The sequence below is a fragment of the Variovorax sp. FG153 genome (genome assembly GCF_057809595.1).
Genome location: NZ_JBMDKG010000067.1, coordinates 1 through 26,833 on the forward strand (window position 1 = coordinate 1; position 26,833 = coordinate 26,833).

Here is a 26,833-nt window from a genome sequence, read left to right on the forward strand (position 1 = left end):
AAGGCGGGGGACATTCGCGGAGGGAAGTACCCGCTGTCCTGTGCACGCGCCCCGACCGTCCCCTCTGCACCCCGAGCAACCCAAGCAACGAGAGCCACTAAAAAAATGGACAGCTACGCACTCCTGCTCGGCTCCACCCTGAGCGCCGGCACCGTCCTGGCCATCGCCGCGCTCGGCCTCCTCATCAACGAGAAGGCCGGCATCGTCAACCTCGGCGCCGAGGGCATGATGCTGTGCGCCGCCATCGCCGGTTTCGCCACCGTGGTGACCACCCACAACCCCTGGCTCGGCCTGCTCGCCGGCATGGCCGCCGGGGCCTTGCTGGCCGCCTTCTTCGGCGTGCTCGTCATCTGGCTCAACACCAACCAGTACGCCACCGGCCTCGCGCTGAGCCTGTTCGGCGTCGGCTTCTCGGCCTTCGCCGGCATCAACTTCGTGCAGGCCAAGCTGCCCGAGAGCGCGAGCTATGCGATTCCCGTGCTGGCCGACATTCCGCTGCTCGGCCCGGCGCTGTTCCGCCATCACCCGATGGTCTACGTCGCCGTGCTGCTGACCGTGGGCCTGATCTGGTTTCTCTACCGCACGCGCGCCGGCCTCGTGCTGCGCTCGGTCGGCGAGTCGCCCGAATCGGCGCATGCGCTGGGCTATCCGGTGCGGCGCATCCGCCTCATGGCCGTGATCGCGGGCGGGGCGCTGTGCGGCCTTTCGGGCGCGTATCTCTCGACCGTCTACACCCCGCTGTGGGTCGAGGGCATGGTCGCGGGCCGCGGCTGGATCGCGCTGGCGCTCACCACCTTCGCCACCTGGCGGCCGATGCGCGTGCTGCTGGGCGCCTACCTGTTCGGCGGCGTCTCGATGCTGGGCTTCCACCTGCAGAGCAGCGGCGTCGACGTGCCCTCGCAGTTCCTCAGCATGCTGCAGTACATCGCGCCCATCGTGGTGCTGGCCCTGATCTCGCGCAACCCCGCATTCATTCGCGTCAACATGCCGGCTTCGATCGGGAAACCGTTCTACCCCGGCTCATAATCGCGGTTTTCGTTTTTCCGCCAACCCGTCCTTTTTGAGGATTTCCGACAATGAATGATCTGAACAAGCGCTCCCTGCTCAAGCTCGCCGCCCTCACGGCGGTCGCTTCGGCAGCCTTGATCGGCTGCGGCAAGAAAGAAGAAGCGGCAGCACCGGCCGCCGCGCCCGCACCGGCTCCGGCACCCGCCGCCGCAGCGCCGGCTCCGGCAGCGCCGCTCAACATCGCATTCGCATACATCGGACCCGTGGGCGACGGCGGCTGGACCTTCGCGCACGACAACGGCCGCAAGGCGCTCGAGAAGGAATTCGGCGACAAGATCAAGACCACCTTCGTGGAAAGCGTGCCCGAGGGCGCCGACGCCGAGCGCGTGTTCCGCGACATGGTCGGCCAGGGCAACAAGCTGATCTTCGGCACCACCTTCGGCTACATGGAGCCCATGCTCAAGGTGGCCAACGACAGCAAGGACGTCAAGTTCGAGCATGCCACCGGCTACAAGACCGCCGAGAACATGCGCACCTACGACAGCCGCACCTACGAAGGTGCGTACATGGCCGGCATCATCGCGGGCGCCATGACCAAGTCGAACACGCTCGGCGTCGTCGGCTCGGTGCCGATCCCCGAGGTGCTGCGCAACATCAACAGCTTCACGCTCGGCGCCCAGTCGGTCAACCCGAAGATCACGACCAAGGTCGTGTGGGTCAACGAGTGGTTCAGCCCGCCGAAGGAAACCGAGGCCGCCACCGCCCTCATCAACGGCGGCGCCGACATCCTGTTCCAGAACACCGACTCGCCGGCCGTGCTCAAGACCGCGCAGGAAAAGGGCAAGCGCGCCTTCGGCTGGGACTCCGACATGACCGCCTACGGTCCCAAGGCCCACCTGGGCTCGGCCACCATCAACTGGGCGCCGTACTACATCAAGGCCACGCAGGACGCGCTCGACGGCAAGTGGGCCACCGGCCAGGCCTGGTGGGGCGTCAAGGAAGGCGCCATCGACCTCGTGTCGATCGCCGAGGACGTGCCGGCCGAAGCCAAGGCCAAGGTCGACGAAGTCAAGAAGGGCCTGAAGGACGGCAGCTTCTCGATCTGGAAGGGCCCGATCCTCGGTCAGGACGGCAAGGAAGTGGTCGCCAAGGACGCGGTCGCCGACGACAAGTTCCTGACCGGCATCAACTTCTACGTCAAGGGCGTCGAAGGCAAGGTGCCGGGCGGCGACAAGAAGTAAACAAGCAGGCTGCTTCGCGTCGCGATGCAGGCAAGGCCGCCTTCGGGGCGGCCTTTTTTCATGGAGGATCCGTTCGATGCTGAGCAGTCTTCGCCCCTTCGTTGCCGCCGTCTTCGCGGCGCTGGTCTCGCTGCCCGCCGCCGCGGCCGCCGGGGCGCCGCCGCGTTTCTCGAAGGACGAGCAGCCGCTGCGCCAGGCCGTCGAGGATGCCGCGATGTGCTTCCACTTCGCCGGCGAATTCGGCGGCGACGGCTCGGCGCGCGACCGCGAGGTGAAGCGGGAGATGGCCAAGGTCTGCAAGGACGAAAGCCAGCAACGCGTGATGCAGGCCTACCGCAAGAACCCGCGCGACCGGCGGCTCTATCCCGCGGTGCTGATGCTCGACGGGATGGTCAAGGGGCCGGCGCTGACCGAGGCCGAGAAGGCGCGGCTGTGCGCGGTGGCGAAGACGGAGCTGGTGTGTCCCTGAGGGACGGCCTGCTTTTTCGGGCGGGCCGCATCGTGCGCCGCGACCTACAGCCGGGCGCCACCCACCTGTGGATACTGTGAGCCGACGCACGGCCCGCGCGCGATGCGGGCCTTTTCTTCAGAACGCCACGGCTTCCCGATGCGCAACTCACTCGACTTCACATCCTGGCAAGGCCTGCTCTCGACCCTGCTCGGCCTGGTGCTCGTGTCGCTGGTCGCGGTCGGCATCCGCATCGTCGTGATGCTCAGCGTGCAGCAGCGGCGCGAGCGCCAGAACCGGCAGATCAACGAGCGGCTCAAGACGCTGATCGCGGCCTACAAGGTGCTCGGCGGGTCGTTCACCGGCGAGCTCGCGGTCGACCCCAGCCATCTGCGCGAACTGCGCACGCGCGGCCTGCAGGCCGAGGCCGAAGGCGGCGCCGACGGCGGACTGCCTGCCTCGGACCGGCGCCGCCGTATCCGCGACGCGGTCGAGACCGCGCTGTCCGACGTGATCCTGCTCGGTACCGAGGAGCAGGTGCGGCTGGCCGCGAAGGCCGCCGCCGACATGGTCGCGGGCCGCAGCGTGGAGACGGCCGAACTCGTGGTCTCGCTGCGCACCTTCATCCGCGCGGTGCTCGACCTCGATCCGGTGCCGCCGACGCTCGGCATTCCGAAGCAGGGGCCGCTGCGGCTCAAGGGCACGGCCACGCGTGGCGAACGCGCGGGCGGTGGCGGCGGCAATGCCGGTGGTGGTGGCAAGGGCGGAGGCGGCGGCATGGGCGGCGGTGGCATGGGCGCGGGCCTCGGGGCCGGCGTGGGCCTGCACCATGGCGCGGCCGAGGCCGAAGCCACGATCTCCAGCGAACGCACCGACCCATGACCGATACGACGCTCGACACCTCCTCCCTCGCGCTCGTCGACGCCTGCACCCAGGCCTCGCTCGCGCTGCTCGAAGCCAACCTCACGCCGCACGGCATCCTGGCCGCGAGCCGCACCGAGGCCGCGGTGGCGCGGCGCTACACGCGCATCTTCGGACGCGACGCGGCGATCTGCGTGATGGCGATGTGCGGCAGCGGCGTGCCGGCGCTCGAGCAGGGCGCGGTCGCGAGCCTCGACGCGCTCGCGGCGCAGCAGGCGGCCAACGGGCAGATCCCGAAGTACGTCGACCCCGAGGGCCAGGACGCCGACTTCTGGTATCTGGGCTGCATCGACGCCACGCTCTGGTGGCTGATCGCGGTGGACCACGTGCGCCGCCACGGCAAGGTGGGCGCCACGCACTGGGCCGATGGCGTGCAGCGCGCGATCGGCTGGCTGCTGGCGCAGGAGCACCAGCACTTCCGGCTGCTGCAGCAGAACGAGGCCAGCGACTGGGCCGACATCATGCCGCGCTCGGGCTACGTGCTCTACACCAACGCGCTGTGGTTCGACGTCAAGCGCCGCTTCGCGATCGCGCAGGCCGACGAGACCCGGCACCACTTCAACCACCTGTTCAACCCGTTCCAGCGCGACCTGCCCGAATACCACCGCGCGCGGCTGCTGCAGCACTACGCACGGCGCGGCCGGCGCGATCCGGGGCTGTACCTGAGCTTCGTCAACCTCGCAGTGGTGGGCGACGAGGGCGATGTGTTCGGCAATGTGCTGGCGATCCAGGCCGGGCTGGCCGACGAGGCGATGGCGCACCGCATCGTCAACACCATCGAGGGCGCGCGCGCGAGCGATCCCTACCCGGTGCGCGTGGTGCTGCATCCGCTGTCGCCGCAGCACGATCTGTGGCGCGCCTACATGGGCCGGCACCGGCAGAACCTGGTGCACCAGTACCACAACGGCGGCATCTGGCCCTTCGTGGGCGGCTTCTGGGCCATGGCGCTCGCGAAGCTGGGGCTCGAGGCCGAGGGCCGGGCCGAGCTCGCGAAGCTGGCGCGGGCCAACGAGCTCGACGGCTGGCGCTTCACCGAGTGGTTCCATGGCCGCACGCTGGCGCCGATGGGCATGGCGGGCCAGAGCTGGAATGCCGCCACCTTCCTGCTGGCGCGGCGCGCGCTCGAGGGCGTCGCCACGGCCTGGTGAGGGGGCGCTCGAGGGCGGCCGGCTTCCGGTTGCGGCATACTCGCCACCCCCCGCAATCTCCAATCTGCCTCTCGCACAAGACCCCCGCATGGACAAGGAAGTCGACCCCAAAGTACTCGCCGTCATCGATGAGATGCGTCTCTCCGGCCCCCGGCTCACGCCGGTCGACATCGTCGCCAAGATGGGTGTGTTCGACGCGCGCGAGAAGGCCTCGGACCACGCCTGGCTCGCCACCGGCGACAACGTGATCGCCACCATCTGGGGCGAGTACGTCAACCTCGGCGAGGGCGGGCGCTGGTTCTGCCTCGAGTCGCTCGACGTGCAGTTCCGCCCCGGCGGCGGCCCGCGCACCGCGTTCCAGTCGCAGCGCGCCGCCGACCGCCTCGCGCTGCTCAAGCGCACCTTCGACGCCGGCCAGGATTTCCGCGCCGTGGTGCAGACCAACCGCATCGCCATCGGCGAGATCGAGACCAACCGCAGCGCCAAGGTCTCCACGCGCGTGCGCGACGACGCCGAATGGCACGTCGCGAGCTGGGAACCCGAGCGCAAGTTCGCGGTGCTGGTGCGCGGTCCGCGCGGCTGGGTGCCCGACGAGGCCGCGATCCAGGCCGCCCGCGCCAAGGGCAACGTGCCCGACGAGGCCGCGGCCGGTGCCGACGGCGCGGCGAAGCTGGGCTCGGCCGAGGCCGTGCAGGAGGCCGCCATGGACTACGTGATGCGCCACTTCAAGGGCTACGGCTACAACGCCGAGGACGTGCGCAGCCAGAAGACCGGCTACGACATCGTGGTGTCGAACGCGAAGGGCGCGACCCTGCTCAAGGTCACGGTCAAGGGCACGGCCTCGGGCTTCCCGACCTTCCGCCTCACGCGCGAGGAGCAGCTGAGCTCGGTCGGCGAGCCGCTGTGGCGCCTGCTGGTGGTGTCCGACGTGGCGACCACCACGGCCGCGCACAAGATCTACAAGCCCACCGAGATGACGCAGGCGCCCGGCTTCGAGCCGCTCTGATCCGTTAGGCCCGGGGCTGCTGCTGCGCGGCCTGCAGCTGCGCCGCCATCTTCTGGTGGATCAGGTTCACGGCCTTGAGCGGGCGCAGCATCACCTTGAACTCGGTGATCTTGCCGGCGTCGTTCCAGCGGATCATGTCGACGCCGTTGACCACGATGCCGTCGAGCTCCACCTCGAACTCGAGAACCGCGTCGCGCTCGGCCTTCACTTCGCGCACGTAGCGGAAGCTCGGGTTGAAGAAGACCTCGAAGGCCGCGGCCAGGTAGCGGCGCGTGATCTCCTTGCCGACCTGCGGCTTGTGCACCACCGGCGAATGGAAGACGGCGTTCTCGTCGAGCAGGATGTCGAGCCCCGCCGCGTCGTGCGTCTTCACGAGCTGGTGCCAGGTGGAAAGCGTGTCGATCGCCATGTCGTGTGTCCGATGCTGTGGATGGATGGAGCACGCCATGGTATCGGCTGGCCGCCTTGCGTGTGCTATTGGTCGACGCTCGAGAGCGCCCTGAACACGGCCACGCCCCGATAGGCCCGCCAGAGCCCGAAGGGCACCAGCAGCAGGCCGGCCAGCCGATGCCACGACGGCTCCAGGGACAGCGCGGCCCAGATCCCGAGCGCGGCGATGAGCAGGCCGCCGACGATATTGACCACACCGCCACTGAGCCACTGCACCTGGAGCAGCCGCGCCGTCAGCGACAGCATGCGGTCGGCTACCTTGAGCCCGAGCCGGTCGGCCAGCACATAGAGCCCGAGCAGCAGCAGCGGCGCCACGGCGATGCCGATCAGGAGATACGCCGCGATGCCGATCAGGGTGTGCATGCGGCCCAGCTTATCAAGCGAATCGATCGAGCAGGCTGTACCAGGCCACGCCGGCCGCGATGTAGAAGCGCTGCAGTCCATGCAGCGGTATCGGCTGGAGCGGCGTCACCGGGTACGGGAAATCCGCGCCCGGCTGCAGCAGCCGCGCCGCCACGTGCCGGCCCATGCTGGTGGCCAGCGCGATGCCGCGCCCGTTGTAGCCCAGCGCGATCGTGAGGCCCGGCGCGGGCGTGTGCACATGCGGCATGAAGTCGCGCGTGACGGCGATGCGGCCGGCCCAGCGGTACTGGTAGCGCAGCGGGCCCAGCTGCGGATACAGCAGGGCGAGCGAGCGCTCGAGATGCGCGAAGTCGGCCGGCCCCGCCGGATCGGCGAAGTGGCCGCGCCCGCCCATCAGCAGCCGGCCCTGCGCGTCCTTGCGGAAGTACAGCAAGAGGCGCTGCGAGGTCGAGGCGGTCTCGCCGCCCGGCAGGATGGCGTGCGCGGCCGCGCCCTGCAGCGGCTCGGTGGCCACGATGAAGCTGTTGGCCGCGAGCACCGTGCTGGAGAGGCCGGGCCACAGGCCGCCGGTGTAGCCGTTGGTCGCGATCAGCACCTGGTCCGCGACCACGCTCGCGCCGCTGGCCGTGGTCGCGTGCCACTGCGTACCGCGGCGTTCGAGCGCGGTGACCGTGCTGCCCCCGTGCACCGACGCGCCCGCCGCCTGCGCGGCGCGCACCAGCCCGCGCGTGTAGGCCAGCGGCTGGATGCCACCCGCGCGGCCGTCGAGCCAGCCGCCCGCGAAGGCGTCCGTCCCCAGGCGCGCCGCGACCTCGTTGCGGTCGAGCATCTGCGTGGCGGCGCCGCGCCGCGCCCATTGCTCGGCGCGCGCATGCATGGCGGCGATGTGCTTGGGCGAGTAGGCCACCTGCAGCCAGCCCTTGCGCACCGGCTGGCAGTCGATGCCGTGGCGTTCGATCAGCTCGAACACCAGGTCGGCCGAGCGCGAGACCGCGTCGATCAGCGGCTCGGCGCGCGCGGCGCCGTAGAGCCGCACCAGCTCGTCGGGATCGTGCTTGAGCGTGGGATTGACCTGGCCGCCGTTGCGCCCCGAGGCGCCCCAGCCCGGCTCGTGCGCCTCGAGCACGCAGACCTTCGCGCCGGCCTCGGCCAGGTGCAGCGCGGCCGACAGGCCCGTGAAACCGGCGCCGACGATCAGCACATCGGCGCGCTGCGCGCCGGCCAACGGTGGCGTCGACGGCGCGGGCGGCGCGGTGGCTGCCCACAGCGAAGGAGGCAGTGTCGATGGCGATGTGGCGATGCTCACGCGCGCACCTCCGCCGACGGATGCAGCACGCGGCGCAGGAAGTCCTGCGTGCGCGCCTGGCGCGGCGCGCCCAGCACCTGCGCGGCCGGGCCCTCCTCGACGATGCTGCCGCTGTGCAGGAAGCACACGCGGTCGGCCACCTCGCGCGCGAAGCCCATCTCGTGCGTGACCACGATCATGGTCATGCCCTCGTCGGCCAGCGCGCGCATCACGCCGAGCACGTCGCCCACGAGCTCGGGATCGAGCGCCGAGGTGGGCTCGTCGAACAGCATGGCCTCGGGCTTCATCGCGAGCGCGCGCGCGATCGCCACGCGCTGCTGCTGGCCGCCCGAGAGCTGCGCCGGCCAGGCCTGCGCCTTCTCGGCCAGCCCGACCTTGGCGAGCAGCACGAGCGCCTCCTCGCGCGCCTGCGCCGGGTTCTGGCGCAGCACGTGCACCGGGCCCTCCATCACGTTCTCGATCACGGTGCGGTGCGGGAACAGGTTGAAGCGCTGGAACACCATGCCCATGCGGCTGCGCAGCCGGTGGATGGCGGGTGAGTTCCGGTCCACGCGCTCGCCGAAGGCGCGCACCTCGCCGCCCTCGTACGACTCGAGGCCGTTGATGCAGCGCAGCACCGTCGACTTGCCCGAACCCGAGGGGCCGATCAGGCACACCACCTCGCCCTTGTCCACGCGCAGGCTCACGCCCTGCAGCACGCGGTGCGCGCCGAAGCGCTTCTCCAGGCCTTCGACGTGGATCATGGCTTCCTCCTTCCGGCGCCGAAGCGCGCCTCGAGCCGGCGCAGGCCCCAGACCAGCGGCAGGCTCATCAGGAGGTAGAGCAGCGCGACCAGCGTGTAGACCGTCATGTTCTGGAAGGTGGAGGAGGCGATCAGCTGGCCCGCGCGCGTCATCTCGGCCACCGTGATGGTCGAGACCAGCGAGGAGTCCTTGAGCATCATCACCAGCGTGTTGCCGTAGGGCGGCAGCGCGATGCGGAAGGCCTGCGGCAGGATCACGCGCCGCATGATCAGCGCCGAGCGCATGCCCATGGCCTGCGCGGCCTCGCGCTGGCCCGGGTCGACGGCCTCGATGCCGGCGCGGAAGTTCTCGGCCTGGTAGGCCGAGTAGGCGATGCCCAGCCCGATCACGCCGGCCTGGAAGGCCGTGAGCTGCACGCCGAACTCGGGCAGCACGAAGTAGATGTAGAACAGCTGCACGATGATCGGCAGCCCGCGGATCACGTTGACGATCACCGCGCCGGTCCACGAGACGGCGCGCACCGGCGACAGCTTCATCAGCGCCAGCGCGAGGCCGAGCACGCTGCTCAGCAGGAACGACAGCACGGTGACCTGCACCGTGACCACCGCGCCCTGCAGCAGGATCGGCAGGAAGTCCTGCGCGTGTTGGAGGAACGAGGAGGCCATGGCTCAGCGCGCGCTCAGATGCCCCATTTCTGGACGATCTTCGCCAGCGTGCCGTCGGCCTTGATCGCGGCGATGGCCTTGTTCAGCCGCGCCAGCGTCTCGGTGTCGCCCTTGCGCACCACCAGGCAGACGTCGCCCACGTTCACCGGCTTGTAGCTGTCGACCAGCTTCACGCCCGGGAAGGTGTTCTGCCGGATCTGGTAGGCCATGATGGGCTGGTCGCCGAGGCCGGCCTTGATGCGGCCGAGCGAGAGGTCGCGCGTCATGTCGGCCACCGAGTCGTAGCTGCGCACCTCCTTGAAGATGCCCTTCTTGTTGAGCATGTCGAGGAACACGGTGCCGACCTGCGCGCCCACCACCTCGCCCTTGAGTTCGTCGAGCGTGGCGTAGGCGCGGGTGTCGTCGGCCTTGACGATCAGGCCCTCGCCGTACGAATAGACCGGGTCGCTGAAGTCGACCACCTCCTGGCGCGCGGGCGTCTTGAGCATGGCGGCCGAGACGATGTCGATCTTGCGCGCCGTGAGCGAGGGAATCAGCGCCGAGAACACGGTCTGCTGCACGTTGACCGTGAAGCCGCCGGCCTTGCCGACCGCGGTGACGGTGTCGACCATCATTCCCTGGATGCTGTTGCTCTTCACGTCGAGGAAGGTGAAGGGCACGCCGGTGGCGGTGGCGCCCACGTTGAAGCTGGCCGGGGCCGCGCCCTGGGCCGCCGCGAACGAGGCGGCGCCGGCGATGCAGAGGCCGAGCGCGAGGCGGCGCAGCGGGCGGAGGTGGCGAACGATGCGATTCATGGAAGCACTCCTCAGGACAAGAGACAGAGAAAGGAAGGAAGCAGGGTCAACGCAACATGCATGCCAATAATCGATTCGATTGACTCTTTAATCAATAAATGAAAACCACTAGTCGAATTGGTTGTATCGATATTCGATATTTTGACGGGCCCTAGCTATACTTCGACGCTATGGACCCCACGACCGCCCCCACCGGGACCGCCGACGACGCGGCGCCCGAGGACAGCCAGAGCCTTCTCTTCAACCAGTCGCTCGAGAAGGGGCTGGCCGTGCTGCGCGCCTTCAGCGCGCGGCGGCGCACCATGACGCTGGCCGACGTGGCCGCGGCCACCGACATCACCAAGAGCTCGGCCCAGCGCATGGTCTTCACGCTCGAGAAGCTCGGCTACCTGCGCAAGCATCCGAAGACGCGGCGCTACCAGCTCACGCCGCGCGTGATGGAGATCGGCTTCAACTACCTCGCGGCCAATGCGCTGATCGACGTGGCGAATCCCTACCTGTCGGAACTCACCAAGGTGACGACCGAGACCTCCTGCCTCACCGAGCCCGACGGGCTGGACATGGTCTACGTGGCGCGCTTCGTGAGCGCGCAGTTCGTGCCGGTGCACATGCCGATCGGCAGCCGCATCCCGATGTACTGCACCGCCTCGGGCCGCGCCTTCCTGAGCGCGCTGCCCGAGGACGAGGCGCGCGCGCTGATCGAGGCCTCGGACCGGGTGGCCCACACCACCCACACGCTGACCGAGGTCGAGGCGATCCTGGCCACCTTGCGCCAGGCACGGCTGCAGGGCTTCGCGACCAATGCCGAGGAGCTGTTCCTCGGCGACATGACCATCGCCGCGCCGGTGCTCGGCAGCCAGGGCCGGCCGGTGGCCTCGGTGCACGTGGTCGCGCCCACCAGCCGCTGGACGCTGGAGGAGGCGGTGCGCAAGCTGGCGCCCACCTTGCTCTTGTGCGCGCGCTCGCTCACGAGCTCGGCGCGCAGCCTCGATTGAGGCCATACGGTTTCGCGCATTGCGCGGCCGCGGGCAGCCTTTATGCTCGCGCGAACGCAATGCCCCACGGCGCCCCCCATGCGCCAGACCCCACCATGACCGACTTCCGTCCCGCCGCCGACCACCTGCGCTTCGACGCCATTCCCGCCGGGCGCCTGCCCGAATTGCTGCGCGCCATGCCCAAGGCCGAGCTGCACATGCACATCGAGGGCTCGCTCGAGCCCGAGCTGATCTTCGCGCTCGCGCAGCGCAACGGCGTGGCGATTCCCTACGCCAGCGTCGAGGAGCTGCGCCAGGCCTACGCCTTCACCAACCTGCAGAGCTTCCTCGACATCTACTACGCGGGCGCGAGCGTGCTGCTCGAGGAGCAGGACTTCTACGACATGGCCTGGGCCTACCTCGAGCGCGCCGCGGCCGACCACGTGGTCCACACCGAGATGTTCTTCGACCCGCAGACCCACACCGCGCGCGGCGTGGCGATGCAGACCGTGGTCGACGGCCTGCACCGCGCCTGCGTCGAGGCGAAATCGAAGCTGGGCGTGAGCGCCTCGCTGATCCTGTGCTTCCTGCGCCACCTGAGCGAGGAGGAGGCCTTCGAGACCCTGGAGCAGGCGCTGCCGCATCGCGACAAGTTCATCGGCGTGGGGCTCGACTCGAGCGAGGTCGGCCATCCGCCCGAGAAGTTCGCGCGCGTGTTCGCGCGCTGCCGCGAGCTGGGCCTGCACCTCGTGGCCCATGCGGGCGAGGAAGGCCCGCCCGAATACGTGTGGAGCGCGCTCGACGTGCTCAAGGTGGAGCGCGTCGATCACGGCGTGCAGAGCGCGAAGGACCCGGCGCTGATGCAGCGGCTGGCGCAGGACCGCATCCCGCTGACCGTGTGCCCGCTGTCGAACCTCAAGCTGTGCGTGTTCCCCGACCTCGCGCAGCACAACCTCGGCACCCTGCTCGACGCGGGCCTGGTCGCCACGGTGAACTCCGACGACCCGGCCTACTTCGGCGGCTACATGAACCAGAACTTCACGCAGACCTTCGAGGCCACCGGCCTGGGCGCGCGCCACGCCTGGCAGCTCGCGGCCAACAGCTTCGAGGGCAGCTTCATCGACGAGGCCGCCAAGCGCGCCTACGTGGAGCGGCTCAACGCCGTCTTCGCCGACTTCGGCGCCTGACAGGCTCCGGCGGAGGTCGAAGGCGCGCGCGGCGCCAGCAGCGGCACCGCGACCAGCGCGCAACCGGCCGCCGCGAGCCACACCAGCGGCCAGCCCTGCGCCGCCATCAGGTGCGGGATCGAGAACGGCGTGAGGAAGCAGACCAGGAACACGCTGGTGTTCGCCATGCCCAGCGCCGTGCCGGCGCGCGCGGCGCCGGCCAGCGTGGCGAGCTCGGTGTAGGCCACGCCGTGCCAGGCCGAGACGCAGATGCCGCTCACGCCCAGCAGCACCACCAGCGCGATGCGCAGCGCCTGCGATTCGGCGGCCAACTGCGCGCCGGTGCAGAACACCAGCAGCGCGAGCAGCGCGAACAGCGCCACGCTGAGGCTGGCGCAGGCGCGCAGGTAGGCCGGCCGGTTGCCGCGCCGGTCGGTCCAGCGCCCGCTCCACACGCGCATCGCCATCGCGCCGGCCTGCAGCGTGACCATGGCGGCGGTGATGGTCGCCAGGCCCGCATGGCCGAAGTCGTGCAGGAACACCGTGCCGAAGGACAGCACCGCGAACTGCGGCGCGCAAAGGATGCCGATGCCCGCGACGATGCGCCACACGCGCGCATCGCGCAGCGGGCCGGTGCCCGAAGCGGCCGGCGCGGCCGAGGGCCGTGCGGCGCGCTCGGGCGGCGGCTCGTGCACCCAGGCCCAGGCCATCCAGGCGCTGAGCGCGCACAGCAGCGCGAGCACGCCGTAGAGCGCCGCGAAGCCGAGGTGCAGCGCCAGCCACGGCAGCACCAGCGCGCCGACGGCGCCGCCCAGCGGCACGGCGGTCTGGCGGATGCTCATCGCGAGGCCGCGCTCGCCGGCCGCGAACCAGGTCATCACCGCGCGGCCGCTGGCGCCGTTGACGCTGCCGCCGAGCAGCCCGACCAGCAGCAGCCCGCCGCCGAGCAGGCCCAGGCCCGGGACGTGGCCGGCCGCGGGCGCGGCCCACAGCGCCATCGCCGCCAGCGCGAGCGCGGTGGCGCCCAGGCCCAGCAAGAGCACCGGGCGGTCGCCCCAGCGGTCGGTCAGCAGGCCCCACGGCAGCTCGCTGACCGCGATGCCCAGGCCCATGAGGCCGAGCACCAGGCCGAGCGTGGCGTTGTCGAGCTGGTAGCCCGAGCGCATCAGCACGGCGGTCATCGGGATGCCGCTGAAGGCGACCGAGAAGGCGGCGTTGGCCGCGACGCCCGCGCTCAGCACTTTCCAGCGGTGGCGCGGCGGGAGCGGGGAGGGGGAAGGTGCGGAATGGGTCATATGCGGCCGCAGTCTCCGCGCTTGCGAAGGTTTTGAAAATCAGAAAATAATCGTCGCATCGTTCGAAAAAACAGGATGGTTGCGATGTCCCAGGTGATGTTCGATCTCGACGTGCTGCGCAGCTTCTCGACCGGCGTGGCGCTCGGCAGCTATGCGCGCGCGGCCGACCGGCTGGGCCGCTCGACCTCGGCGGTCAGCGCCCAGCTCAAGAAGCTCGAGTCGCAGGCCGGCACGGTGCTGTTCCGCAAGGCCGGCCGCGGGCTGGAGCTGACCGACGCGGGCGAGACCCTGCTGGCCTACGCGCACCGGCTGCTGGCGCTCAACGAGGAGGCGGGCGCCGCGATGCGCGGCGTCGACCTCGAGGGCTGGGTGCGGCTCGGGCTGCAGGAGGACTTCGGCGAGACGCTGCTGCCCGCGGTGCTGGGCCGCTTCGCGCGCGCCCATCCCAAGGTGCGCATCGAGGCCTGCGTGGCGCGCAGCGGCGACCTGCGCGAGCGGCTCGAGCTCGGCAAGCTCGACCTCGCGCTGGCCTGGGACGCGGGCGAGCAGCCGATCTCCGCGCATGCGCAGCGCGTGGCGCGGCTGCCGCTGCAGTGGATCGGCCCGGTCGACGCGGCGATGTGCGATGCCCCCTGGTGGAAGGAGCGCGAGCGCGGCGCGGCGGGCGCGCGCAAGACGCGGGAGCCGCTGCCGCTGGTGCTGCTCGACGCGCCCTGTCCGCTGCGCGCCATCGTCACCGACGCCCTCGATCGCGCGGGCGTGCCCTGGCGCCATGCCTTCGCGAGCAGCAGCCTGGCCGCGCTGTGGGCCGCGAGTTCGGCCGGCCTCGGCCTCTCGGTGCGCACGCCCTTCGGCCTGCCGCGCCAGGTGCGGGCCATCGACCGCACGCTGCTCGGCTTGCCCGCGCTGCCGCAGATGTCGCTGTCGCTCTACCGCGCGCAGGCGCAGGCGGAAGCGCCGGCCGCGCGGCTGGGCACCCTGCTGCTGGAGGCGGTGCGCGAGCATGTGCAGGGCGAGGGGAGCGTGCTGCACTGAGCCCGGGGTCGGACCGACCGTCCTTCGGCCCAGTGAGGGCAATGCCTCATATCGCCTGCGCGTTGATCGCCCCAGAATGGGGCGCAGAAGACAAGAGACGAGACAAGCGGGTCCATGACCATCCCGAAGAACTTCCTGCACCTGTGGGACGACAGGTTCCTCTACATCACACCGGCGATCCAGTCGGGCCTGACCGCGCGCTCCTCGGCCACGGTGCTGGCCTCGGTGAGCGGGCATCCGTTCATGCTCGAGGCGGCCGACGGCACGCGCACGTACTGCACCGCCGCCGTGGTGGCGCCGCACGTGGCGCGCCGGCTCGCGGTCGAGGGTTGCGGGTTGTTGTCGCTCAACATCGATCCGGCCTCGGGCGCCTACCGCATGCTCTCGCGCCAGCTCGGCGGGCACGGCATCCAGGTGTTCGATGCGCGCCGCTTCGGCCGCCTGCGCGAGGGCTTCGAGCCCGCGCAGGCCGGCGTGCTCGACGATGCCGCGCTGCAGGCGCTGAGCCGCGGCCTGGTGGAGACCATCACCGGCAGCCCCGAGCGCCGCACGCCCAACGATCCGCGCATCGAGCGCGTGCTCGACGCGATCCGCCACCGCGCGGGCGCGGTGTCGCTGCGCGAGCTGTCGGCCGTGGCCTGCCTCTCGCCCGACCGGCTCACCCACCTGTTCGCGCAGCAGGTGGGCGTGTCGATCAAGCGCTATGCGCTGTGGACCAAGGTGCGGCGCACGGTGCAGCAGTTCACCGGCCAGCGCCCGCTGACCGACGTCGCGCTGACCAGCGGCTTCACCGACGCGGCCCACATGAGCCGCACCTTCAAGAGCTACTTCGGCCTCGCGCCCTCGTTCCTCGCGGGCAAGGTCGAGGTCAAGGCCGACGAGCAGGCCTCGCAGGCCTGGGGCCACGGCGCGCTCCCGATGCATTCCTGAGCGCCTGCTGAAGCGGCGCCCGCGCGGGTGCAATACAGCGGCTTCGTTCAAGCCAGCGGCCGGTGCGCTGCCTAAGCTGGCAAGGCTCCATCAAGAGAGCATCACCAGAGCATTCACAGGAGACATCCGACATGAGACAAGACAATCCGCGCGGCCGGAGGCGGCCGCTCGCCCTCGCATTCACGGCCACCTCGCTGGCCGCGGCGGCCACGCTGCTGGTCGCCTGCGGCGGCGGTGGAGGCGGTGGAGGCGGCGGCGGCTTCTTCCCGATCGGACCGATCAGCCCGCCGCCGGCCGAGAACGCCACCTACAAGGCCGAGATCCGCCGCACCGCGATGGGCGTGCCGCACATCAAGGCGGACAACTGGGCCGGCGCGGGCTACGGCTACGGCTATGCGCAGGCGCAGGACGACCTGTGCACCATGGCCAACTCCTTCCTCACCTACCGCGGCGAGCGCTCGCGCTACTTCGGCGCCGACGCGCAGATCCCGTTCAGCAGCACCATCGGCCGGCCGAAGAACATCGACTCCGACTTCTTCCACAAGCACGTGATCTCGGACGACGTGGTGGCGACCATGCTCAAGCAGCAGCCCGACACGCTGATCAAGCTGGTCGAGGGCTTCGCCGCGGGCTACAACCGCTACGTGCGCGAGATCAAGGCCGGCGGCAGCGCCGGCGCCAACGCAGCCTGCCGCAACGAGGCCTGGGTGCAGCCGGTCACGCGCGAGGACATCTTCCGCCGCATGTACGCGGCCAACTTCGCGGCCGGGCTCAGCAACTTCCTGCCGAACATCGCGGGCGCCACCGCGCCGGCCGCCTCGGTCACCATGGCCCGGCGCGAGGCCGCGAAGAGCGAGCCGGCCACCCGCCTCGCCGCGGTGCGCATGCCCGAACTCCAGGTCGGCGGCCACGAGGGCGTGGGCAGCAACATGATCGGCTTCGGCACGGGCGCCACCGGCGGCGACAGCCCGCTGCTGTTCGGCAACCCGCACTGGTACTGGCGCGGTCCCGACCGCTTCTATCAGGCGCAGCTCACGATCCCGGGCCAGGTGAACATCAGCGGCACCTCCTTCCTCGGCATCCCGGTGATCCTGATCGGCTTCAACAACGACGTCGCCTGGAGCCACACGGTCTCGACCGCCACCCGCTTCGGCTTCTTCGAGCTCAAGCTCGCCTCGGGCGACCCCACCAGCTACATGCGCGACGGCGCCGCGGTGAAGATGAAGGCCGCGAACATCACCGTGCAGGTGAAGCAGGACGGCGGTGGCGTGGTGCCGGTCACGCGCACCCTCTACAAGTCGGAATACGGTCCGCTGATCAACCTCGGCGCGCTCAGTCCGGCGCTGGCCTGGAGCCAGACCACGGCCTACGCGATCCGCGACATCAACGCCGACAACTTCCGGCTGTTCCGCAACTGGCACCGCTGGAACACGGCCAAGTCGCTCGACGAGTTCATCGCGATCCAGAAGGAGGAGGTCGCGATCCCCTGGGTCAACACCGTGGCCGTGGGCCGTGGCGCGGCCAAGGCCTGGTATGCCGACATCGGCGCGATCCCGAACGTGTCGCCCGCGCAGATGACCGACTGCACCACGCCCACCGGCCAGATGCTCAATGCCGGCGTGGCCTCGCTCGCGCGCGTGCCGGTGTTCGACGGCTCGCGCAGCGCCTGCGACTGGCAGACCGACGCCGACTCGCCGCAAAAGGGCGTGATCGGTGCCTCGCGCCTGCCGAACCTGCAGCGCGACGACTACGTGGCCAACATGAACGACAGCTACTGGCTCGCCAACCCGAAGGCGCCGATGACCGGCTATCCGCCGATCATGGGCCCGGCCGGCACCAGCCCCGTGAGCTTCCGCACCCGCATGGGCAACCTGCTGGCGCAGGGACGCATCGACGGCGGCGACGCCTACGGCGCCAAGGGCGCGACCGCCGACACGGTCAAGCGCATGGTGCTCAACAGCCGCGCGCTGACGGCCGAGCTGTTCAAGGACCAGGCGCTGGCGATGGTGTGCACCGGCCCGACGGTGTCGGTGTCGAAGGACCCGGCGACCGGCGACGCGATCGGACCGACGGTGGACGTCAGTGCCGCCTGCGCCGCGCTGCGTGCCTGGGACAACACCGGCACCGTGGCCTCGCGCGGCGCGCACGTCTGGGACGAGTTCTGGAACCGTGCTTCGCTGCTGCCGGCCGCCACGCTCTACGACGTGCCCTTCGATCCGGCCGATCCGATCCACACGCCGCGCGACCTCAAGAGCAGCGCCGCCGTCGCGCTGCGCGAAGCCCTCGGTGCCGCGGCGGTGCGGGTGCAGGCCAGCGGTTTCGCGGCCGATGCCAAGCGCGGCGACGTGCTGTTCGCCACCCGCGGCGGCCAGAAGATCCCGCTGTACGGCGGCTGCGGCGGCCCGGGTTACTTCACCATTGCCTGCTCGGACAACCGGCTCGACAAGGGCGGCTACACCATGGACAACGACCCGAACGGCAACAGCTACATGCAGATCGTGCGTTTCCCGGCCGGCGGCGTGGAAGCCCATACCTTCCTGACCTTCTCGCTGTCGGACGACCCGGCCTCGGCGCACAACGCCGACTACACCCGTGCCTACAGCGCCGGGCAGTGGCTCAAGGTGCCGTTCTCCGAAGCCGAGATCCAGGGCGATGCGGCGCTGAAGACCAGTTCGATCAGCGAATGAGCGAGTGAGGCGCGGAACGCCGTTCGTCGGAACAGCCACGAAAGGTTGAACTTCGGCGAACGGGCCCGCTCCCAACCTTCACTGCGTTGCCGAGGTGCGGGCCCCAAAGCCCCGCCTCGGTTTTTTTATGGGCGCGCGATCGCCACTCGCTCAGCGCCGCTTGGCGGCCCAGTTCCACGCCGCGCCCGCCGCCATCAGCACGCAGGTGCCGAGGAACACCGCGCGCATGCCGATGTGGCCGCCCACGAAGCCGCCGAGCAGCGGCCCCGCGACCTGGCCCGTGTACTGGGCCGAGGTCGAATAGCCGAGCATGTTGCCGGCCACGCGCTCGGGCACGTTGTGGCGGATCACGCTCGCGATGCAAGGCAGGAGGCCGCCGAGCGACAGCCCCATCAGGAAGCGCAGCACCACGAGCTGCCAGCCCGAGGTCACGAGGGCCTGCGGGATCAGCAGCAGCGCCGACACCGCGAGGCAGCCCACGATCACGTTCCAGTGGCCCACCCGGTCGGCCAGCTTGCCCAGCCGCGAGGCCGACAGGATGCTGCCGAGCGCGGCGGCCGACATCACGAAGCCGGCCATCATGGTCACGCGGTCCGGGTCCTCGACCAGCGTCGCCACGTAGACCGTGATGATCGGCTCGATCGACATGTTGGCGAGCATCAGCAGCATGCCGGTGAACAGCATCGCGACCAGCGGTCCCTTGTCGGGCACCGCGGCCCAGCCGGCGCCGGCGTCGCCACCCTTGGCCGTGGCGGCGCGCGGTTTCTTCTCCTCGCGGATCAGGAAGGCCGTGGCGAGGAAGGCCACGAAGATGATCGCGCCGGCCGCGAAGAAGGTGGCGCGGATGCCGATCAGCGGCGGCAGCGCGCCGCCGACCAGCGGCCCCACGAGGTTGCCGGCCATGATCGCCGAGGACATCGTGCCCAGTGCCCAGCCGGTGCGGTCCTTGGGCGTCTGCGTGGCGACCAGCACCATCGAGCCCGAGGCATAGCCGCCGAGCAGGCCCGCGAGCAGCCGCAGCCCGACCAGCTGCCAGACGTTGCCGGCCACGCCGATCAGCGCCATCGCCACCGCCATGCCGAGGCTGGCGCGGATCAGCATCGGCTTGCGCCCGTAGCGGTCGGCCAGCCAGCCCCACAGCGGCGCCACCAGCGCCGCGCTGAGGAAGGTCGCGCCATAGGCCGCGCCCGACCACTGCACGATCGCCGCATGGTCCTTCACGCCGAGCTGCTCCACGTACAGCGGCAGGAAGGGCAGCAGCAGCGTCATCGCCACGATGGTGGTGAAGGAGCCGAACATGCAGACGACCAGGTTGCGTCGCCAGTGGGTGGAATGCGTGAACGCGGCGGTGGAGGAGGGCTGTGCGTCGGTCGTCATGGGGTGGCGGGATTGTCCCGCCGCCCGCGCGCGCCGGCGCCTGCCGATTGGCGGCGGCAGCCATCGCGGCTGTGCACGGCTGGCGGCGCGGCCGCGCGGCTTTCGCTCTAATGGGCGTCCGGCCACAGACACCCAGGAGAACACCGCATGAAACCCCAGCCCATCGAATACGCGAACGCCCCGGACGAGGTCCGCGCCGTGTTCGACGACATCAAGGCCACGCGCAACGTGCCCGACGTCAACAACTTCTGGAAGTACCTCGCGAACGACCCCGCCACCTTGCGGCGCACCTGGTCCAGCCTCAAGGAGGTGATGGCGCCCGGCGCGCTCGACCCGGTGGTCAAGGAGATGGTCTACCTGGCCGTGAGCGTCAGCAACGGCTGCAACTACTGCATCGCGAGCCACCACGCGGGCGCCGAGAAGGCCGGCATGACGCCGGCGATGTTCGCCGAGCTGATGGCCGTGGTCGGCATGGCCAACGAGACCAACCGGCTGGTCAATGGCTACCGGGTGCCGGTCGACCCGGCCTTCGACAAGTAGAATGCCCGCCCCTGCGCCGGGCGTCCCGGCCGGCGCGGGGATTTCTTTTTCCGGGGCCATGTAGAGGAACACCATGTACAAAAACCTCGCGGGCCGCGCCTTGGTGGCGTGGCTGACCGCCTGTTTTCTGTTGTCCGCCCACTCCCGGGCCCACTCCCAACCCCAACCCGCGCCGCCGCTGAAGATCGGCTTCGTCTACGTCACGCCGCTGACCGAGGCCGGCTGGGTGCGCCAGCACGACGAGGGCCGCAAGGCCGTGGAAGCGGCGCTCGGCGCCCGCGTCAAGACCACCTATGTCGAGAACGTGGCCGAGGGCGCCGATGCCGAGCGCGTGATCCGCGACCTCGCGCAGCAGGGCCACCGGCTGATCTTCACGCCGAGCTTCGGCTACATGGAGCCCACGCTCAAGGTGGCGCGCGACTTCCCCGAGGTGAAGTTCGAGTCGATCACCGGCTACAAGACCGCGCCCAACGTGGCGACCGCCAACGCGCGCTACTACGAGGGCCGCTACCTGGCCGGCGTGGCGGCCGGGCGCATGACGAAGAGCAACGTCGCGGGCTATGTGGCGGGCTTCCCGATCCCCGAGGTGCTGCAGGGCATCAACGCCTTCACGCTCGGCATGCGCTCGGTGAACCCGAAGGCGACCGTGCGCGTGGTCTGGCTCGATGAGTGGTTCGATCCGCCGAAGGAGCGCGACGCGGCCATGACCCTGTTCAACCAGTCGGTGGACGTGATCGCCTTCCACACCGGCTCGACCGCGGTGATGGCGGCCGCGCAGGAGCGCGGCAAGCTGGCGATCGCCTACCACTCCGACATGCGCAGGATCGCGCCCGACGCCCAGGTGGTCGCGGTCACGCACCAGTGGGGCGGCTACTACACGCAGCGCGCCCGCGCGGTGCTCGACGGCAGCTGGAAGAGCGCCAACCTCTGGGGCGGCGTGAAGGAAGGAATGATCCGGGTCGGCGATTTCGGCACCAGGGTGCCCCAGGCCGTGCAGCAGGAGGTGCTGGCGCGCCAGCAGGACATCGCGGCCGGCCGGCTGCAGCCGTTCCGCGCCGTGGCGGCCGAGGTGCGCGACAACGAGGGCCGCACCGTCATCGCCAAGGGCAGCCAGCTGTCCGACGAGCAGATCCTGCGGATGAACTGGCTGGCCGAGGGCGTGCAGGGGCGGATCGCGCGCTGAGCGGAACGCCCGTCGGCGGGTTCGGGAACCGAATGCCGTTTTTCGTGTCGGACAGGCCTATGCCGGTGTTCGGGAAGGCTTCAGTGCTTTTCCGGTGCCAAAAAGGCAGATCTTTCGCCGACAATGGCGGGATCTGCCGGTAGTCGGTCCGCGAGGCCCGATACTCCGGCGTCGAGTTTCTGGAAGAACGCATAACAACAAAGGAAGCTTCGCCCCGGGGCCGCAATGGCCTCACGTCTACAAGAAGCACGAAGGAGAGATGAGATGCGTCTCACCACCAAGGGCCGCTTTGCGGTCACCGCCATGATCGATCTGGCCCTGCACCAGACCACCGGTCCGGTCACGCTGGCTGCCATCAGCCTGCGGCAGAAGATTTCGATGTCCTATCTGGAGCAGATGTTCAGCAAGCTGCGCCGGCACGAACTGGTCGCCTCCACGCGCGGCCCGGGCGGCGGCTACTCGCTGGGCCGCAAGGCCGCCCGCATCACGGTGGCCGACATCGTGTTCGCGGTCGATGCCGCCGAAGCGGCGCCGTCCTCGGCCTCCGCGAGCGAGGAAGAAGGCGTGCGCTGCACCGCGCACGAGCTCTGGGCATCGCTCAACAGCCGCATGGTGGAGTTCCTCGATTCGGTCACGCTGCAGCACCTGATGGACGAGCAGCTCGCGCGCAACGCGACCCAGGCCAAGGCGCCCGCGGTGGTCCGCCACGCGACCTCGCGCCAGGCCGCGCCCAGCGTCGCCCGCCCGACCAACGTGCCGAACTCGGTGTTCGCGCTCGGCAAGGTGCTCGCGAAGTCCTGAGACCGCGGGCATCGGGGTTTTCCGGCCGGGCCGCCATGGCCCGGCTTCGCCGTTTCCAGGCCCCGGCCTCGGGATAACCCGCAGGCGGCGCGCCATATAGCGCTCATATGCGCATGGAAATTGCGGCGGCGCGAGGCTGCATTACGCTCGGTCTCCACGATGAAAAAAGCCTACCGCGCCTCCCTGCTGCGCTTCGACGCCGCAGGTCTTCCCCAGTTTGACGAAGACGGCCTGCTGGTCGTCGGCCCCGATGCCGCCGGCCGCCAGCGCGTGCTCGATGCGGGCAGCCACGCCGCCGTGGCGCCGCGCCATCCCGAGGTCCACACCACGCACCTGCCGGGGCGCATCCTCGCGCCGGGCTTCGTGGACATGCACATCCATTTCCCGCAGACCGACATCATCGGTTCGCCCTCGCCGGGCCTCCTGCCCTGGCTCGAGAACTACACCTTCCCGGCCGAAAGCCGCTTCGCCGACCCGGCCCATTCGAAGGAAGTGGCCGGCTTCTTCCTCGACGAACTGCTGCGCAACGGCGTCACCACCTCGCTGACCTTCGCGACCTCGCACGTGGCCTCGGTCGATGCCTTCTTCGAGGACGCCCGGCGCCGCGGCCTGCGCATGATCACCGGCAAGGTGCTGCAGGACCGCAACTCGCCCGACGGCGTGCGCGACCGGACCGAGCAGAGCCTGATCGATTCCGAGGCGCTGATCCGCAAGTGGCACGGCGTCGACCGGCTCGGCTACGCCATCACGCCGCGCTTCGCGCCCGCGAGCACCGACGCGCAGATGCGCGGCGCCGGCGAGCTGGCCGCGAAGTACGCCGACACCTGGATCCAGTCGCACGTGGCCGAGAACCGCGACGAGGTGGCCTGGGTGCGCGAGCTGTATCCGCAGGCGCGTTCCTACCTCGACGTCTATGCCGGCTTCGGCCTGATGCGCGAGCGCGCCGTCTACGCGCACTGCATCTACCTCGACGACACCGACCGCGCGCTGCTGCGCGAGACGAAGACCGCCGCGGCCGTGAGCCCGACCAGCAACCTGTTCCTGGGCAGCGGCTTCTTCGACTTCGGGAAGGCCGACCGGGTGGGCCACCCCTACGGCCTGGCCAGCGACGTCGGCGGCGGCACCAGCTTCAGCCCCTTCCACACCATGATGGCCGCCTACTACGTGGGCCGCGAGGGCCAGACCAAGGCCGGCCTGAGCATCGCGCCCTCGGAGCTCTGGTGGCGCCACACCGGCGGCGCGGCGCGCGCGCTGGGGCTCGACGGCGTGGTCGGCAACCTGCAGCCGGGCTGCGAGGCCGACTTCCTGGTGCTGAACCCCAAGGCCACGCCGCTGCTGGAGCGCAAGACCGCACGGGCGAGCGGCCTCGAGGAGCTGCTGTTCGCGCTGATCGTGCTGGGCGACGACCGGCTGGTCGAGCGCACGGTGATCTCGCAGGCCGGATAGGCGGGGCAGGGCGGCGCTGCCTGCCGTGCCACAATTCGCGCCCGTTCCCCCCGCAGCAGCGACCGCATATGAGCATCAAGAGCGACAAATGGATCCGGCGCATGGCCGAGCAGCACGGCATGATCGAGCCCTTCGAGCCCGGCCAGGTGCGCGAGTCCGACGGCCACAAGATCATCAGCTACGGCACCTCGAGCTACGGCTACGACATCCGCTGCGCGCCCGAATTCAAGGTCTTCACCAACATCCACAGCACGGTGGTCGACCCGAAGAACTTCGACGAGAAGAGCTTCGTCGACATGCACGGCGACTACTGCATCATCCCGCCCAACAGCTTCGCGCTGGCGCGCACCGTCGAGTACTTCCGCATCCCGCGCAACGTGCTGACCATCTGCCTGGGCAAGAGCACCTATGCGCGCTGCGGCATCATCGTCAACGTCACGCCCTTCGAGCCCGAATGGGAAGGCTACGTGACGCTCGAGTTCAGCAACACCACGCCGCTGCCGGCCAAGATCTATGCGGGCGAGGGCTGCGCCCAGGTGCTGTTCTTCGAGAGCGACGAGGTCTGCGAGACCAGCTACAAGGACCGCGGCGGCAAGTACCAGGGCCAGCGCGGCGTGACGCTGCCCAAGACCTGATCCGGCGTTCGAGCGCGCCTCCGCCATGCGCACGCGGCCTGCGCTGACGCCCGGTTACCCCGGCGCGCCTCGGGGCCGCTACCATCCGGCGATCACCGGCCAAAACCCCAGCAAGAGGCCGGCAAGGAGCGTGCGATGAGATGGGAAGGCAACGAGCAATCCGACAACGTGGAAGACCGCCGCGGCGAGGGTGGCGGTGGTGGCGGCGGCTTCATCGGCGGCCGCGGGATCGGCATCGGCACCATCGCCGTCGCGCTGATCGCGGGCTGGGTCTTCGGCATCAATCCGCTCACCGTGCTGAGCCTGCTCAGCGGTGGCGGCGGCCCGGCACCGGTGCAGCAGCAGCAACAGGGCCCGGCGCCCAAGCCGCCGGCCAACGACCGCGAGGCCGCCTTCGTCAGCACCGTGCTGCGCAACACCGAGGTGGTCTGGAGCGACATCTTCCAGAAGAACGGCGGTACCTACCACGCGCCGCGCCTCGTGCTGTTCCGCGGCGCCACGCCCACGGCCTGCGGCACCGGCGAATCGGCCATGGGGCCGTTCTACTGCCCGGGCGACAAGAAGGTCTACATCGACCTCGGCTTCTACGACACGCTCAAGAACCAGCTCGGCGCGCCGGGCGAGTTCGCGCAGGCCTACGTGATCGCGCACGAGGTCGGCCATCACGTGCAGGACGAGCTCGGCATCACGGCCAAGGTCGACGGCATGCGCCGGCGCCTGAGCCAGAGCCAGAACAACGCGATGAGCGTGCGCGTCGAGCTGCAGGCCGACTGCTTCGCGGGCATCTGGGCGCACCACTCGCAGGAGTCGAAGAAGTGGCTCGACCCGGGCGACATCGAGTCCGCGATGAATGCCGCGCAGAAGATCGGCGACGACGCCCTGCAGCGCTCCGCGGGGCGCGCGGTGGTGCCCGACAGCTTCACGCACGGTACCAGCGCGCAGCGCCAGCGCTGGTTCGGAACCGGCTATCAAACGGGCAGCGTGCAGGCCTGCGACACCTTCAACGCGCGCAGCCTCTGACGGTTGCACACGATTGCCTGGCAGCGCGACATCTTGGACCGCGCGCCAGTGCTCCGTTGTTTGCTATTGAATAAATAGCAATGCCGTGAAAGCGGACGTTGTCATCGCGCGGTCACTGCCGTTTTTTGCGGCAGTGCGACAATAGCGGGCTCAATGACAAGTTCCTTCTCCAACCTATCGCTGGCGGCTCCGCTGGCGCGTGCCGTGGCCGAAATGGGCTACGAGACCATGACGCCGATCCAGGAGCAGGCCATTCCGGTCGTGCTTTCGGGCCAGGACGTGATGGGCGCAGCGCAGACCGGCACCGGCAAGACCGCGGCGTTCTCGCTGCCCCTGCTGCAGCGCATGCTCAAGCACGAGAACGCCTCCACCTCGCCCGCGCGGCATCCGGTGCGGGCCCTCGTGCTGCTGCCCACGCGCGAACTCGCCGACCAGGTGGCGCAGCAGATCAAGCTCTATGCCAAGTACACCAACCTGCGCAGCACGGTGGTGTTCGGCGGTATCGACATGAAGCCGCAGACGCTGGAGTTGAAGAAGGGCGTCGAGGTGCTGGTGGCCACGCCGGGCCGGCTGCTCGACCACATCGAGGCCAAGAACGCGGTGCTCAACCAGGTCGAGTACGTGGTGCTCGACGAGGCCGACCGCATGCTCGACATCGGCTTCCTGCCCGACCTGCAGCGCATCCTCAGCTACCTGCCCAAGCAGCGCACCACGCTGCTGTTCTCGGCCACCTTCTCGCCCGAGATCAAGCGCCTGGCCGGCAGCTACCTGCAGAACCCCGTGACCATCGAGGTGGCGCGTCCCAACGAGACCGCCTCCACTGTCGAGCAGCATTTCTACAGCGTGTCCGACGACGACAAGCGCCGCGCGCTCAAGCAGATCGTGCGCCAGCGCGGCATCACCCAGGCCTTCGTGTTCGTCAACAGCAAGCTGGGCTGCGCCCGGCTCGCGCGCACGCTCGAGCGCGACGGCCTGCGCACCTCGGCGCTGCATGGCGACAAGAGCCAGGACGAGCGCCTGAAGGCGCTTGCCGCCTTCAAGGCCGGCGAGGTCGACCTGCTGGTGTGCACCGACGTCGCGGCCCGCGGCCTCGACATCAAGGACGTGCCCGCGGTCTTCAACTTCGACATCCCGTTCAACGCCGAGGACTACGTGCACCGCATCGGCCGCACGGGCCGCGCCGGCGCCTCGGGCCTGGCCGTGAGCTTCGCGAGCGGCGGCAACGATGCGCGCCTGGTGGCCGACATCGAGAAGCTGATCAAGAAGAAGATCGAGCTCGAGCCGGTCGAGTTCGAGGAAGACCGCCCGCGCGGCCGCATCAACGACGGCCGCCGCCACTGGCGCGAAGAGGGCGAGGCCGGCGACGCGCGCGACGTGCTCGACCAGCCGCGCGAACGCGGCTACGGCAGCGATGCGCGGCGCGGCGGCGGACGCCCGCATCGCGCGCCCTCGGCGCCCCGCGATCCCTTCTTCGACAAGCCCTACGAGCCCGGCAACAGCAACAGCGAGGCCGCGCCGGCCTGGGAAGCCGCGGCCAAGTCCGCGCCCGCGCGCACCGGCGTGTCGAGCAACATCAAGAGCAAGCGCAAGATCCCGGCGCTGTTCAAGACGCCCGAGCCGAGCTGACCGGCTGCCGATCGCCCAGCAACGG

General features: G+C 69.9%; 26 protein-coding genes. 18 read left to right on the top strand and 8 right to left on the bottom strand.

Going from position 1 to position 26,833, the window contains the following annotated elements; genetic code table 11:
- Positions 1–105 precede the first annotated feature (105 nt).
- The 6 genes from ACODT0_RS39235 to ACODT0_RS39260 all read left to right on the top strand — a co-directional run bounded on the left by ACODT0_RS39235 (position 106) and on the right by ACODT0_RS39260 (position 5,772).
- Complete coding sequence (locus tag ACODT0_RS39235; protein WP_057591998.1) at positions 106–1,026, top strand: ABC transporter permease; 921 nt, start codon at positions 106–108, stop codon at positions 1,024–1,026.
- Between the two features lie 50 nt (positions 1,027–1,076).
- Complete coding sequence (locus tag ACODT0_RS39240) at positions 1,077–2,249, top strand: BMP family ABC transporter substrate-binding protein (protein WP_057591996.1); 1,173 nt, start codon at positions 1,077–1,079, stop codon at positions 2,247–2,249.
- Between the two features lie 76 nt (positions 2,250–2,325).
- A complete protein-coding gene (locus tag ACODT0_RS39245) occupies positions 2,326–2,718 on the top strand; it encodes a hypothetical protein (protein ID WP_489043790.1) in 393 nt (130 codons plus the stop codon).
- A 138-nt stretch (positions 2,719–2,856) separates the two neighbouring features.
- A complete protein-coding gene (locus tag ACODT0_RS39250; protein WP_489043791.1) occupies positions 2,857–3,579 on the top strand; it encodes a hypothetical protein in 723 nt (240 codons plus the stop codon).
- Positions 3,576–4,766 (top strand): glycoside hydrolase 100 family protein, encoded by a 1,191-nt coding sequence (locus ACODT0_RS39255; RefSeq protein WP_489043792.1) that lies wholly within the window; start codon positions 3,576–3,578, stop codon positions 4,764–4,766. The genes ACODT0_RS39250 and ACODT0_RS39255 overlap by 4 nt, the downstream gene beginning before the upstream one ends.
- A gap of 88 nt (positions 4,767–4,854) precedes the next feature.
- A complete protein-coding gene (locus ACODT0_RS39260) occupies positions 4,855–5,772 on the top strand; it encodes a protein NO VEIN domain-containing protein (protein WP_413762645.1) in 918 nt (305 codons plus the stop codon).
- Between the two features lie 4 nt (positions 5,773–5,776).
- Here the strand turns inward: ACODT0_RS39260 and ACODT0_RS39265 are convergent, their stop codons facing one another.
- The 6 genes from ACODT0_RS39265 to ACODT0_RS39290 all read right to left on the bottom strand — a co-directional run bounded on the left by ACODT0_RS39265 (position 5,777) and on the right by ACODT0_RS39290 (position 10,093).
- Positions 5,777–6,181, bottom strand: coding sequence for a nuclear transport factor 2 family protein (locus ACODT0_RS39265; protein ID WP_057591984.1), 405 nt, complete (start codon positions 6,179–6,181; stop codon positions 5,777–5,779).
- Positions 6,182–6,246: 65 nt separating this feature from the next.
- A complete protein-coding gene (locus ACODT0_RS39270; RefSeq protein WP_489043793.1) occupies positions 6,247–6,585 on the bottom strand; it encodes a hypothetical protein in 339 nt (112 codons plus the stop codon).
- Positions 6,586–6,598: 13 nt separating this feature from the next.
- Positions 6,599–7,891 (bottom strand): NAD(P)/FAD-dependent oxidoreductase, encoded by a 1,293-nt coding sequence (locus ACODT0_RS39275; RefSeq protein ID WP_489043794.1) that lies wholly within the window; start codon positions 7,889–7,891, stop codon positions 6,599–6,601.
- Entirely contained in the window at positions 7,888–8,634 is a 747-nt protein-coding gene (locus ACODT0_RS39280; RefSeq protein WP_422096182.1) for an amino acid ABC transporter ATP-binding protein, read from the bottom strand. The genes ACODT0_RS39275 and ACODT0_RS39280 overlap by 4 nt, the downstream gene beginning before the upstream one ends.
- Positions 8,631–9,299 carry an ectoine/hydroxyectoine ABC transporter permease subunit EhuD gene (gene ehuD / locus ACODT0_RS39285; protein ID WP_057591978.1) on the bottom strand — a complete coding sequence of 223 codons (669 nt, stop codon included), beginning with the start codon at positions 9,297–9,299 and terminating at the stop codon, positions 8,631–8,633. Before ehuD ends, ACODT0_RS39280 begins: the two co-directional genes overlap by 4 nt.
- Before the next feature lie 14 nt (positions 9,300–9,313).
- Complete coding sequence (locus ACODT0_RS39290) at positions 9,314–10,093, bottom strand: ABC transporter substrate-binding protein (RefSeq protein WP_057591976.1); 780 nt, start codon at positions 10,091–10,093, stop codon at positions 9,314–9,316.
- A 170-nt stretch (positions 10,094–10,263) separates the two neighbouring features.
- On the opposite strand from ACODT0_RS39290, the gene ACODT0_RS39295 reads away from it, so the two are divergent.
- On the top strand, positions 10,264–11,088 hold the full coding sequence (locus tag ACODT0_RS39295) for an IclR family transcriptional regulator (protein WP_093340419.1): 825 nt from the start codon (positions 10,264–10,266) through the stop codon (positions 11,086–11,088).
- 95 nt (positions 11,089–11,183) lie between these two features.
- Positions 11,184–12,254 (top strand): adenosine deaminase, encoded by a 1,071-nt coding sequence (locus ACODT0_RS39300; RefSeq protein ID WP_489043795.1) that lies wholly within the window; start codon positions 11,184–11,186, stop codon positions 12,252–12,254.
- On the opposite strand, the gene ACODT0_RS39305 is transcribed toward ACODT0_RS39300, so the two are convergent.
- Positions 12,209–13,528: an MFS transporter gene (locus ACODT0_RS39305; RefSeq protein WP_489043796.1), complete on the bottom strand. Its 1,320-nt coding sequence runs from the start codon at positions 13,526–13,528 to the stop codon at positions 12,209–12,211. The two genes, ACODT0_RS39300 and ACODT0_RS39305, sit on opposite strands and share 46 nt — an antisense overlap.
- Before the next feature lie 84 nt (positions 13,529–13,612).
- Here ACODT0_RS39305 and ACODT0_RS39310 point away from each other — a divergent pair, with 84 nt between their 5' ends.
- The 3 genes from ACODT0_RS39310 to ACODT0_RS39320 all read left to right on the top strand — a co-directional run bounded on the left by ACODT0_RS39310 (position 13,613) and on the right by ACODT0_RS39320 (position 18,180).
- On the top strand, positions 13,613–14,563 hold the full coding sequence (locus ACODT0_RS39310; RefSeq protein ID WP_489043797.1) for a LysR substrate-binding domain-containing protein: 951 nt from the start codon (positions 13,613–13,615) through the stop codon (positions 14,561–14,563).
- A gap of 114 nt (positions 14,564–14,677) precedes the next feature.
- Positions 14,678–15,493, top strand: coding sequence for a helix-turn-helix domain-containing protein (locus ACODT0_RS39315; protein WP_261210819.1), 816 nt, complete (start codon positions 14,678–14,680; stop codon positions 15,491–15,493).
- A gap of 131 nt (positions 15,494–15,624) precedes the next feature.
- On the top strand, positions 15,625–18,180 hold the full coding sequence (locus ACODT0_RS39320) for a penicillin acylase family protein (RefSeq protein ID WP_489043798.1): 2,556 nt from the start codon (positions 15,625–15,627) through the stop codon (positions 18,178–18,180).
- A gap of 150 nt (positions 18,181–18,330) precedes the next feature.
- Here ACODT0_RS39320 and ACODT0_RS39325 read toward each other — a convergent pair whose 3' ends face one another.
- Positions 18,331–19,557 (bottom strand): MFS transporter, encoded by a 1,227-nt coding sequence (locus ACODT0_RS39325; RefSeq protein ID WP_489043799.1) that lies wholly within the window; start codon positions 19,555–19,557, stop codon positions 18,331–18,333.
- Between the two features lie 147 nt (positions 19,558–19,704).
- Between ACODT0_RS39325 and ACODT0_RS39330 the strand changes: the two genes are divergently transcribed.
- The 7 genes from ACODT0_RS39330 (at position 19,705) to ACODT0_RS39360 (ending at position 26,808) form a co-directional block, all read left to right on the top strand.
- The gene (locus ACODT0_RS39330) at positions 19,705–20,097 is read left to right on the top strand and encodes a carboxymuconolactone decarboxylase family protein (protein WP_057591963.1); all 393 of its coding nucleotides are present in this window, start codon (positions 19,705–19,707) and stop codon (positions 20,095–20,097) included.
- Between the two features lie 73 nt (positions 20,098–20,170).
- Positions 20,171–21,280, top strand: a complete 1,110-nt coding sequence (locus ACODT0_RS39335) for a BMP family ABC transporter substrate-binding protein (protein WP_422096187.1) — start codon at positions 20,171–20,173, stop codon at positions 21,278–21,280.
- Between the two features lie 264 nt (positions 21,281–21,544).
- Complete coding sequence (locus tag ACODT0_RS39340; RefSeq protein ID WP_057591960.1) at positions 21,545–22,081, top strand: Rrf2 family transcriptional regulator; 537 nt, start codon at positions 21,545–21,547, stop codon at positions 22,079–22,081.
- Positions 22,082–22,240: 159 nt separating this feature from the next.
- Positions 22,241–23,527: a guanine deaminase gene (gene guaD, locus ACODT0_RS39345; RefSeq protein WP_489043800.1), complete on the top strand. Its 1,287-nt coding sequence runs from the start codon at positions 22,241–22,243 to the stop codon at positions 23,525–23,527.
- A gap of 68 nt (positions 23,528–23,595) precedes the next feature.
- Positions 23,596–24,162 (top strand): dCTP deaminase, encoded by a 567-nt coding sequence (gene dcd / locus ACODT0_RS39350; RefSeq protein WP_057591958.1) that lies wholly within the window; start codon positions 23,596–23,598, stop codon positions 24,160–24,162.
- A 135-nt stretch (positions 24,163–24,297) separates the two neighbouring features.
- Complete coding sequence (gene ypfJ / locus ACODT0_RS39355) at positions 24,298–25,182, top strand: KPN_02809 family neutral zinc metallopeptidase (RefSeq protein WP_489043801.1); 885 nt, start codon at positions 24,298–24,300, stop codon at positions 25,180–25,182.
- A 153-nt stretch (positions 25,183–25,335) separates the two neighbouring features.
- Positions 25,336–26,808 (top strand): DEAD/DEAH box helicase, encoded by a 1,473-nt coding sequence (locus tag ACODT0_RS39360; RefSeq protein ID WP_261210825.1) that lies wholly within the window; start codon positions 25,336–25,338, stop codon positions 26,806–26,808.
- Positions 26,809–26,833: the final 25 nt, after the last annotated feature.